Annotated in this window: 9 protein-coding genes and 2 pseudogenes; 4 read left to right on the top strand and 7 right to left on the bottom strand. The window is 43.5% G+C overall.

Going from position 1 to position 11,301, the window contains the following annotated elements:
• Positions 1–193: 193 nt before the first annotated feature.
• The 7 genes and pseudogenes from PseudUWO311_RS20620 to hpxO all read right to left on the bottom strand — a co-directional run bounded on the left by PseudUWO311_RS20620 (position 194) and on the right by hpxO (position 7,317).
• Positions 194–595 (bottom strand): hypothetical protein, encoded by a 402-nt coding sequence (locus PseudUWO311_RS20620; protein ID WP_142657116.1) that lies wholly within the window; start codon positions 593–595, stop codon positions 194–196.
• Between the two features lie 21 nt (positions 596–616).
• Positions 617–1,834: pseudogene (locus PseudUWO311_RS20615) on the bottom strand (ISAzo13 family transposase).
• Between the two features lie 72 nt (positions 1,835–1,906).
• Positions 1,907–2,161 (bottom strand): annotated as a pseudogene (locus PseudUWO311_RS20610) (DUF4277 domain-containing protein); the annotation flags it as partial.
• Positions 2,162–2,296: 135 nt separating this feature from the next.
• Positions 2,297–4,453 carry a Tex family protein gene (locus tag PseudUWO311_RS20605; RefSeq protein WP_142657115.1) on the bottom strand — a complete coding sequence of 719 codons (2,157 nt, stop codon included), beginning with the start codon at positions 4,451–4,453 and terminating at the stop codon, positions 2,297–2,299.
• Positions 4,454–4,643: 190 nt separating this feature from the next.
• Positions 4,644–5,552, bottom strand: coding sequence for an allantoinase PuuE (gene puuE / locus PseudUWO311_RS20600; protein WP_142657120.1), 909 nt, complete (start codon positions 5,550–5,552; stop codon positions 4,644–4,646).
• A gap of 98 nt (positions 5,553–5,650) precedes the next feature.
• Positions 5,651–6,151, bottom strand: coding sequence for a 2-oxo-4-hydroxy-4-carboxy-5-ureidoimidazoline decarboxylase (gene uraD, locus PseudUWO311_RS20590; protein WP_142657114.1), 501 nt, complete (start codon positions 6,149–6,151; stop codon positions 5,651–5,653).
• Positions 6,148–7,317, bottom strand: coding sequence for an FAD-dependent urate hydroxylase HpxO (hpxO, locus tag PseudUWO311_RS20585; RefSeq protein WP_142657119.1), 1,170 nt, complete (start codon positions 7,315–7,317; stop codon positions 6,148–6,150). Before hpxO ends, uraD begins: the two co-directional genes overlap by 4 nt.
• 214 nt (positions 7,318–7,531) lie before the next feature.
• On the opposite strand from hpxO, the gene PseudUWO311_RS20580 reads away from it, so the two are divergent.
• The 4 genes from PseudUWO311_RS20580 to PseudUWO311_RS20565 all read left to right on the top strand — a co-directional run bounded on the left by PseudUWO311_RS20580 (position 7,532) and on the right by PseudUWO311_RS20565 (position 10,747).
• On the top strand, positions 7,532–8,053 hold the full coding sequence (locus PseudUWO311_RS20580) for an adenine phosphoribosyltransferase (RefSeq protein WP_142657113.1): 522 nt from the start codon (positions 7,532–7,534) through the stop codon (positions 8,051–8,053).
• 258 nt (positions 8,054–8,311) lie between these two features.
• Positions 8,312–8,725 (top strand): hypothetical protein, encoded by a 414-nt coding sequence (locus PseudUWO311_RS20575; RefSeq protein WP_142657112.1) that lies wholly within the window; start codon positions 8,312–8,314, stop codon positions 8,723–8,725.
• Between the two features lie 23 nt (positions 8,726–8,748).
• On the top strand, positions 8,749–9,054 hold the full coding sequence (locus PseudUWO311_RS20570) for a hypothetical protein (RefSeq protein WP_142657111.1): 306 nt from the start codon (positions 8,749–8,751) through the stop codon (positions 9,052–9,054).
• 4 nt (positions 9,055–9,058) lie between these two features.
• Positions 9,059–10,747: a tetratricopeptide repeat protein gene (locus tag PseudUWO311_RS20565; RefSeq protein ID WP_142657110.1), complete on the top strand. Its 1,689-nt coding sequence runs from the start codon at positions 9,059–9,061 to the stop codon at positions 10,745–10,747.
• The last annotated feature ends 554 nt before the right edge of the window (positions 10,748–11,301 follow it).

Raw genomic sequence — 11,301 nt, 5'->3', positions numbered from 1 at the left:
CTCTCAAGTGACGCACATCTGACCAGTCACTGTATTGACTCCCAAATTTTATTAGTTCATTTTATAGATACGTGAGGCGTTTTGGGTCATTTGTCCTATGCTCCTTTTTCTTCAAAAAACAGCATACACCTCTTTTTTACTTAAATTCAATCTCTGTATACTTTCTCGCTACTTCTCTTACCTCTTTTTTCAGTCAATCAGCGATCCGACTCTCTAACTCGCGTCGATAGACCAGTCTCGAATCGTCCTTCGCTTGAGCCACCTTGGCAATATAAATCTTGCCACCCTGCTCCACAGGATAAAACGCAGGAGTCATATTTGGCGACTCTTGCGACACCTTCAGCGCCGCATATTCATGCAACTCATCAACAGAGATTTTGAGATCTCCATCCCGATCCGCCGCCCCCGTCTCAATGCCCTCTACCAAATAGCGCGTATAGATCGACATCTCTCCATCAGGCTGAAATGAAAACTGCGTCGAGCTCGAAGAAGTCAAGATCGCCCGTCCTTTACCACCCAACTGACTCTTGAGGTTCACCGAACCATCATCCATCACCGTCAGCCCCTGAGCAAACGCACCACTAAGGGTAATCAAAAGAAAGATTGATCCTAGCAACTAGTCGAAATTAACTGAAATACTGACAAACCACTTTTTGAGATCGGGAAAGCGCTCAAGTTGTTCTTCCACTTTTTCCATAGCTGCTTTGGTGAGCTTTACTCCAGTATGGTAAATCTTATCGACCAAAGTTACAACAGGGTTTTTCCCTCTGATAGTGAGCGTCTTGGCAAATTCCAACACAGTTTCTAGTGAGTCAAGTAAACTACCATTCCAATGTTTTTCTAGCCACGCAAAGGTGCGTTCGACTGGATTATATTTGCTGTGATAGGGGGGATAGTAGGCTAATTGAACATGCAGTTTTGACTGGTGAGCAAAGTCTAATAAGCGACTCATGAATTGTGTACGGCTAGAATTATTTTCTGGTCCATTGTCTTGATTTATGACTAACTTGCGGATATGTCTAAACCTTGCTGTCTGGTTCTGCCACCATTGTTCAATTAGGTCAACGATACAATCTGCTGTTAATTTGGAGGAAATAAAGAATAACCATAATTCATCCAACTCAGGTACATATATGCCATAAGGTGTTAGTGTCATGACCGATTCAAAGTCATGGTCTAAAGCCTTTGTTGTCACACGGGTTTTACCGCCTCTGTCAAATTCTCCAATTTTCACGGCAACCTTGGCATCAATAGAAATTCTTAATGTGTGTGGATCTTCATCAGCTTCTTTGTTGATCTTTTCAATCTCTTGGAAAATTGCGTCTGTTTCGGGAATACGCTTTTGTGGTTTCGTCTTCGCAACTCGCTTTAGGCTGTAACCCATGTCATTTAATCGATGGCGAATCGTTTCACAACTGGGTAATGCCTCATCTTCGTAACCTTTAGTCAGAATTAGTTGACGGCGCACTTCAGCAGCACTGATTCTTGTATACAGCCGCGTACTTTGAAAACTCGGATCACTCTGGCTTTGTGGCTCTACAATCGCTTTTATATCTGCCATTAAATTGGGTAGTTTGACCTCCACTTTTTTCCGTCCACTGCGCCAGTAACCATCCTCAATCACTTCACCACTATTTTATTCTTTCGTTCCCTTTCTCACTGTTCGTCGATTCCAACCTAGTTCTCGCTCTGCAAGTGTTTGTCCTCCTACGCCCAGACTTTTTACCACCTCAGCCATGAACTGTCTGCGGTCAGTTCCCTTCAGCTTTTTAGCTGTTTTTATGTATAAATCTTTTATATGCTCTGGCAGTTCTAGTCCGATGGCTGGCAACATGGCGGCTTTACTAGATATTTAATGATTACCTTATTATTGCAGGATCAATCTTTCTTTTGCTTTCCCTTAGGACTCTGCTTTTACTCCTGATCCTAATAAATGTTCTACGGCGATCCCTTGATAGAATTTCTCAAACATATACAACGGGGCGGATACAAATCCTAATCCGTTGATCAGCATTGCTTTGACGATTAACCCTGCGCTTACTTTCTCTCGACTGTTTTTGCCCAGTTTTTCGTTGATGATCTCCTCTATCCCGATCTCATCGATTATTCCTGCTACGATTCCTAGATGGTCAAGGTTTTGCACTGTTATCTCGTTTCTGATATCTCCCTCCTGTTTCTATCCTTGCTTTTTTCCTATTCTAATTATTTTGCGCTTCTTTTGAGAGCGGAATGTGGGTTTAAACATCATAAGCGATCGGCTAGATATACCTCATTACAAAGTACCACTACTTTTTCACTATGCCGATCGCATTGACAGACTAATCCGTTTCAGAGATTCATTCACCTCCAAAACGCGCACCTTTACCACCTGACCGACCTTAACGATTTGCTTCGGATCGCTGACAAAGCGATCGGCTAATTGGGAAATATGGATTAATCCATCTTGATGCACACCAATATCCACAAATGCCCCAAAGTTAGCCACATTGGTAATAATTCCTTCTATCTCCATACCAATTTGCAGATCAGAGATTTTCTGAATCGCATCGCTGAACGTCGCATATTTGAACTCTGCACGCGGGTCACGTCCTGGCTTTTCTAACTCTCGCAAAATATCGCGCAAGGTTGGCTCACCGATCGCATCCGTTACATATTTCTTGAGATTTACCGTTTTCAGCTTATCCGCCGCTTGCGAGATTTCCGATAGCGGCACATTTAGGTCACGTGCGATCGCCTCCACCACACTATAGCTTTCGGGATGCACAGCAGTGTTGTCTAAGGGATTAGCACCGTCACGAATTCGTAAAAATCCCGCCGCTTGTTCAAAGGCTTTTGCGCCTAGTTTCGGAACCTTCAACAAATGACGGCGATCGCGAAAAGCACCATTTTGATTGCGATAGGTGATGATGTTATTGGCAACAGTGGCACTGAGTCCAGACACAAAAGTGAGTAGTTCCTTAGAAGCTGTGTTCAGGTCTACACCGACGAAGTTCACGCAACTCTCTACGGTTTCATCAAGCTTCTTTTTTAATAATTTCTGATCGACATCATGCTGATATTGTCCAACACCAATTGATTTTGGATCGATTTTTACTAGTTCCGCAAGAGGATCTTGCAAGCGTCGCCCGATGCTGACAGCACCACGCACTGTTAAGTCTAAATCGGGAAACTCAGCGATTGCTACTGGACTAGCCGAATAAATCGAAGCCCCCGACTCATTGACCATTACTTTGATTGGTGGGATTTTCAACCCTTGAATAACTTCCATCACAAAAGCATCAGTTTCTCTTCCCGCCGTACCATTGCCAATCGCAATTAATTGGATTTGATACTTCTCAATTAAAGTTCTCAAAGTCCGCGCAGCTTGCTCTCTTTGCGCTAGAGCTTGATGTGGAAAAATCGTTTGATATTCGAGAAACTGACCAGTCTCACTAATTACCGCAGTCTTGCATCCTGTGCGGAACCCTGGATCGATCGCGAGAGTCGGTTTCATACCTGCGGGAGCCGCTAATAACAAATCGCGCAGATTAGTTTCAAAGGTTTTGATCGATTCCCCATCCGCCCAAGCTTTTTTCTCCGTGATGACAGATGCGATCGCAGAGGCTTTGATCAAGCGGTTAAAGGCATCCTTGAGCATATCTTGATAGAACTGCTTTATTGCTGGAGTCTTCGCCCGAATTTGTTGCGACTCTAAGTAAGTCAGCACATGATCTTCATCAAAATCGAGATTGAGAGTAAGGATTTCTTCAGTTTCACCACGCAACAAAGCGAGAAGATTATGGGGCGCGATCGCCTTGACTTTTGCTTCATAGTCGCGGTACATCTCAAACTTAGTTGTGCCGACTGTGTGGGTTGCTTTGATCTGCGAAACAAAGAAGCCTGACTGCATCAAGTATTCTCTGATGTAAGCTCGATATTCGGCGCTGTCAGCGACTTCTTCAGCAAGAATATCTGATGCGCCTTTAATCGCTTCTTCGACGGTCTTTACTTGCTCTGATAAATATTTCGTGGCTTCAGGTGCTAACGACGCAGTGTTTATGTTCGGACGGTTGAAGGCTTTGATGGCTTCAGCTAATGGTTCGAGTCCTTTTTCTCTAGCGATCGCAGCTCTAGTTCTGCGCTTGGGACGATAGGGCAAATATAGATCTTCGAGTTCGGTCTTTTGAGTGCAGGTTTCGATTTTGGCTCTGAGCGCGTCGGTTAGTTTGCCTTGGTCAGCGATCGCTTGGAGAATTACGGCTTTGCGATCGCGCAATTCTGTGAGATAGGCATAACGATCTTGCAGATCCCTTAATTGGATCTCATTCATTTCGCCAGTACGCTCTTTCCGATAACGCGCAACAAAGGGAATCGTAGCTCCTTCTGCGAATAGTTCTAGAGCATTTTTGATTTGTTCGGCACGAAGAGAAAGTTCTTGAGCTATGAGTTGGATTATTAGTTGTTCGTTCTGCATTTATCTAAGCAACTCCATAGGCTGGATACATACGTTTATAAAGCGTTCGCTATCCTAGCATAATGTTTTGTCCTGATATCACCGCAACGATTACCAAAAGTAGGGGCGGGTTTTGTAGATACATCCTGCTTTCAGTACGGAATTGTCAACTAAACCCGCCCCTACAATCAATATTGATATAAGCCATGATTTAGGTTTGGAGTGGCTTATGGTACTTATGCCAATGCCGAGCAATATCAACACGGCGACAAAGCCAAACGCGATCGCGGCTTTGCACATAGTCTAAAAATCTCGCTAAAGCCGCCGCTCTCCCTGGTCGCCCGACGAGACGGCAATGTAAGCCGATACTCATCATTTTTGGCGAAGTTTCTCCCTCGGCGTAGAGAACATCAAAAGCATCACGCAAATAAGCAAAAAACTGATCGCCTGAATTAAAGCCTTGAGGAGTAGCAAAACGCATATCGTTATTGTCAAGGGTATAGGGAATAATCAGATGTGGCTTACCATATTCATAATTCCAATAGGGAAGGTCATCGGCATAGCTATCGGAATCATAAAGAAATCCACCTTCTTCTACCACTAAACGTCTTGTATGCTCGCTAGTCCGCCCCGTATACCAACCAAGGGGACGTTCGCCAGTAACCTGCGTATGTATCGCGATCGCCTTTTGCAAATGCTCTCGCTCTTGTTCAGGCGAAAAATATTTGTAATCAATCCAACGATAACCATGACTAGCAATTTCCCAATCCGCTTCGAGCATGGCTGCTACGGCTTCAGGATTGCGGGCAAGAGCCATAGCAATACCATAGATAGTTACGGGAATATTGCGATCGCAAAACATGCGATATAAGCGCCAAAAACCTGCACGACTTCCATATTCGTAACAAGATTCCATATTCATATGTCGCAGTCCATTAAAGGGAACTGCACCCACAATTTCTGACAGGAAAGTCTCAGATGCACCGTCACCATGCAGAATACATGTTTCACCGCCTTCTTCGTAATTAATTACAAACTGGACAGCAACACGAGCATTATCTTTCCATTTTGCATCGGGAATGAATCTCCCGTAGCCAATCATGTCTCTTGGGTATGTCATAGTTGAATATTGGTAATTGGTGATTGGTAATTGGTAATTGGTGATTGGTAATTGGTAATTGGTGATTGGGTAATTCGTAATTCCTAATTCGTAATTCACTAGCTGCTAGTTGCCAAAACCAACCGCCATCTAGCAATTTCGATAATTTCAGCGATCGCTTGTTTTTTTTCAACTTCCAGATTGTTTAGTAGCCTTTGCTCAAAAGCTTTGAGGATACTATCTTTGGTGTGGTTACGAACAGCGATAATGAAAGGAAATGCGAACTTGTCTTTATAGGCTTGATTAAGATATTGGAAGCGATCGTATTCTGTGGTAGAGAGTTGATCGAGTCCGACGGTAGATTGCTCCTGTAATGAAGCTTCTGCCATTTTGAACTTACTGCCAAGATCGGGGTGGGCGCAGATTAGCTTTAATTGGGCATCATCGCTCATTTTCAAAACGATCGCAGCCATCACTTGATGTAAATTCTGAACATCGGCAAAAGGCTGAGATCGCCATGCTTCGGCGGCTATTTCTGGCGTGTGTTCAAAGATAGAACCAATGGCTTCTATAAATTCTGATTGGCTCATCTGGTTGAGCTTTGTAATCGGATAACTCAATGTAATGGCCCTCCATTAATAATTTTAGCGATCGCTTTAGTTACATCCAAGGGATCTTCTTGAGAGAGTTGGTCGTACCATTTTTGGGTGATTTCAGGATCTTTCCCATGAATTGTTTCGGCACGATTTCTCGCTTTGTTGACAACTTCAGTGGTGCGGACTTTGCGCTCAGTTTCGTAGCGTCGGAGTGCGTCGGGAACGCTTAAATTCGTGGATATCAAATAGTTGGTTAACACCCAGCCATCTTCGATCGCTTGACATCCACCTTGACCAAGATCAGGACAAGTGGCATGGGCAGCATCACCGAGCAAAGCTACTCTGCCTTTGACCATCTTTTCAATGGGACCGACATCATGAATTTCTAGACGAGCTACAGATTCAGGCTCGATGCGATCGATTAGTAACTGCACTGGCTCTGCCCAGCCTTGGAAATGTTGCTTCAATTCGCTTTTGTAATTAGCGCAATCGTTAACAGTGCCCAGTGGTAATGGCACATCGAAGAAGAAATAGAAGCGATCGCCTGCTAAGGGCATCATCGAAGCGCGTTTATGTTCTCCCACATAAATCGACCAAGTATCTGCTGCGGCAAGATCTGTAGTAATCGGAACTAGCCCATTCCAGTTAACATAGCCAGCGTATTTAGGTTCTACGGATTCGTTGAGAATATACTGACGCAAGAGAGAACGCACACCATCTGCGGCTACTAATAGATCGCCCGTGGCTGTGCTGCCATCCTCAAATTTTGCCGTGACATCACGAAAGCCTTCCACAATACCGATGCACTTAGCCGCAAGTGTTAGCTTGCCACCCGCAGAAACAAAGGCATCTAAAAGCACATTTTGTAAATCCCGCCTTGCGACAGGGTAAGGACGCTGCCCAACTTCTTCAACTAATGGTTGCAATGAAATATGATTAAGAACATTCCCCGAAAGATGGCGATACTCCATGTAATGCATCTCTCCACCGATCGCAGCTAACTTTTGGCTGAGACCAAGACGATTGAGGACTTTTACTCCATTTGACCAGAGCGAGATTCCTGAGCCGATCGGACGCAAATCGCGCACCCGATCATAAATTTCTACTTCATAACCAGCTTGTCGCAAGGCAATTCCTGTAGTAAGCCCACCAATACCTGCACCGATGACAATTGCTTTTAAGCCATACATCGCAACAAACCCATATACTTTGCATACAGTATACATGCATGTTTTTTGATGCACATCAAAATTTCCATAAAGAACCGATTTTTTGTGGTGTGGCTTCGACGCGCCACAAAAAATCGGTTCTTTATTTTTAGGTTATGAAACTACGATACTCTTGTGTTAAATGCGATCGCGCATACCGATAAAATTGTGAGACTCTCTAGCAGCAAGCAACCCTATGGATTTTAAAAGCATTATTCGTGATATTCCTGATTTTCCACAGCAAGGCATCATGTTTCGAGATATTACGCCTTTGTTAGCACATCCTCAGGGACTAACAGCCGTTATCCAAGGCTTTAAAACAAAATTTGCTGATACGGAAATTGGGGAGATCGATTGTATTGTTGGGATTGAGTCCAGAGGATTTATCCTTGGTGCAGCGTTAGCTATGGCTTTAGGTTGTAGCTTTGTGCCAGTTCGTAAACCTAAAAAGTTACCCTCCGCAGTATTTCGGGTTGAATATTCTCTGGAATATGGAACCGATACTTTAGAAATGCATCAAGATGCTCTTGCAGTCGGGGAGAAAGTAATGATCATTGATGATGTGATTGCTACTGGAGGAACTGCGGCTGCGACTGCGAAGCTCATTAAACAAGCTGGGGCAGAATTGCTTGGTTATGGATTTTTGATTGAGCTGGATTTTCTCAATGGCAGAAAAGCATTACCAGAAGTGCCGATTTTTTCCTTAGTAAATTATTAGGTAGCTAGGCCTCAAAAAGCTGAAGATACAGCATGTAAGATCCCTGACTTTTTCTTTGCAATCTATAGATTAGTTCTGCTTCACCAAAAAAGTCGGGGATCTGGGCAATTACAGTTTTCTTTTTGCCGAACTACTGATGGCGATCGCAAAGCAGCACTTTCAAAAATTCTCTTGGTTTGGATTTGAGCGCAAAGCGCTATAAGTAAAATTTAAAAGTTGGTGTAGACTGCTCTAATAAATTTTTAACAATAATTTCTCATGGATATCATTACACCGCTTGTGAGTTTTCTGGCTCCTTATTTGCCTACGCTGTTGGGGTTAGGGAAGAAAGCCTTGGACAAAGGGGCTGAGAAGTTGGGTGAAAAAGGGGCTGAAGAAATTTTTAAGAAGCTATCGCCACATTTGGAGGCTAAACCCAGTGCTAAGGAATCGGTGGTTTATGTTGCGGAAAATCCTGATGATGCGGATGGGCTGGGACAGTTGCGACTGCAATTAAAGAAAATTCTGGAGGCTCCAGAGAATGCGACTTTGAAGGCGGAAATTGCGAAGATTTTGGAGGGAGAAGAGACAATGGAGAAGGGCAAATTCAATATTAATGCTCAGGGTGCGAATATTGGTGTAATCGGCGATCGCGCCAAGATTGACAATATGAATTTTGGGAATAAACCCTAAATTTGCGCAGATAATCATCAATAATGACCAGATGTAGGGGCAGAGCATTCCCGCAACAATCTATAAATTTCTCAGATACTTTGCGATCGGGAATGCTCTGCCCTAAACCTAAAACATTTACCGAAAATCCCCAAACCACCTTTAAATTCAAACATTCACCGAAAATTTCAAACCGCAGGGATAATTTATTGGTAAAAGCGGAGATGGTAGAGCATTTGCGTATGGAGATTTTGGTGATGATTTATGAATGTTGGCGCAAATGCTCTACCCCTACAGGTTTTTATTTTCTTTCTGTTCGTTCTTTTTGGTCGTTAAGGACTGATCTCTAAATTGATGAGTGAATCTAAATATAACGTTGATGCTCAAGGAGCGAATATTGGGGTAATTGGCGATAATGCCCAAATTACTAATATTTATGTGCGATCAGATGATTATCAAAGATTGGTGGAGCAGATTCGGGAAACTCAGGAAAGTTTGGAAGAAACCTCTAAACCAGAAAGGCGTTTGAAACTTGCTGAGAAACTGCAAGAACTGAAGGAGCAGTTAGAGGAGTTTAAGGGTAACGTTTTTAAGTTGTATGAAACTTTTACCAAGATTGAGATTAATACGGAACGGTTAAGGCAGGCTAAGGCGCATTTCGATCGGGGGGAATTTCGAGAGGCGGATGCGGTGCTGAAGGCGGAGGAGATGACTGAGGATCTCGATAAGCTGATCGAGAGGGAGAGGCAACTGCATCGCCAAAGGGAAAATGTGCGGGAGAGTAGAGAGCAGATCGCGAACGAGTTTTTAATTAAGGCACGTCTATGGGCAACTTTTTATGACCTACCAAATCGTTTAGAGAAAACTTGCGAATATTTTGAAGAGGCTTTACGGGCGGCGCGGACGGGCGAGAACTTGTTTGAATATGCATATTTTTTAAAAGAACATTACAAACTCAAGCAAGCGGAACAACTATATCAGGAGGCTCTAGAGATATATCATGAATTAGCAAAGCAGAATTCTGCTACTTTTCTGCCATACGTGGCAGGTACGCTGAACAATTTGGCGAATTTGCATACGAATACCAATGAAATGGCGATCGCCTTTTCGGAATATAGGAAGGCGCTAGAGATATATCTTGAATTGGCAAAGCAGAATCCTGCTACTTTTCTGCCATACGTGGCAACAACGCTGAACAATTTGGCGATTTTGCATAAGAATACCAATGAAATGGCGATCGCGCTCTCGGAATATAGGGAGGCGCTAGAGATATATCATGAATTGGCAAAGCAGAATCCTGCTACTTTTCTACCAGATGTGGCAGGTACGCTGAACAATTTGGGGATTTTGCATATGAATACCAATGAAATGGCGATCGCCCTCTCGGAATATAGGGAGGCGCTAGAGATATATCGTGAATTGGCAAAGCAGAATCCTGCTACTTTTCTGCCAAAAGTGGCAGGTACGCTGAACAATTTGGCGATTTTGCATAGTGATACCAATGAAATGGCGATTGCCCTCTCGGAATATACTGAGGCGCTAGGGATTAGACGCAAATTGGCAAAGCAGAATCCCGCTACTTTTCTGCCATACGTGGCAGATACGCTGAACAATCTGGCAGGCTTGCATTGGAATACCAATGAAATGGCGATCGCCCTGTTGGAAATTAGGGAGGCACTAGAGATCTATCGCGAATTGGCAAAGCAGAATCCTGCTACTTTTCTGCCAAAAGTGGCAACAACGCTGACCAATTTGGGGATTTTGCATAGTGATGCCAATGAAATGGCGATCGCCCTATCGACATATACGGAGGCACTAGAGATCAGACGCGAATTGGCAAATCAGAATCCTGCTACTTTTCTACCAGACGTAGCAGATACGCTAAACAATTTGGCGAATTTGCATAGGAATACCAATGAAACTGATCTCGCAATGTCGGCATATCAAGAGGCTTTGCAGATTTATCAAGACTTTGCGAAAAAGAGTCCTGCTGCTTTTCAGCCAAAGGTGGATCTCGTACTTGAAAATATAGCGATTTTGTAAAATGCTACTGATGAAAGGAATATTTCTGGGTTTGAGAATGGACAAGCCTCACCCACAAAGCCGAGAGGTAAGTCAATAAAATCACATTCTTGGATTCAAAATATTTGCCGAGGCATCAAAAATTTGTTTAGACAGAGTTAGAGCGTGTTTGAGAAGTTTTGATTTAGCCCCCCTAGCCCCCCAATTCTGGGGGGAACAGATTCAAGTCCCCCAGAATTGGGGGATTTAGGGGGCAGGAATATTGGTTCGCCCATAGATATAGATTTGTAGGGACAGAGCATTCCCGCAACAATCTATAAGTTTCTCAGTTCCTCATCAATTGGGAATGCTCTGCCCAAAAACTCACAACGTAGGGATAACTTGTCAGTAAAAGCAAAGAGGGCTTAGCATTTGCAAATCAAGTTTTTTTGTGATGAGCCTAGAAATAATGGCGCAAATGCTAAGCCCCTACAGCATCTTGGTGTTTTCATTGCAAGTACAATTTAATGAATTTGCAGCCCAGAACTTTTATTCTGGGCTTGTTCTAGACTAAGCGATCGCTATAGGCGATCGCA

Source organism: Pseudanabaena sp. UWO311 (assembly GCF_006937785.1).
Classification (GTDB): Bacteria; Cyanobacteriota; Cyanobacteriia; order Pseudanabaenales; family Pseudanabaenaceae; genus Pseudanabaena.
Note: the sequence above shows the minus strand (reverse complement) of the source record. Positions and strands in the feature narration are given on the sequence as shown.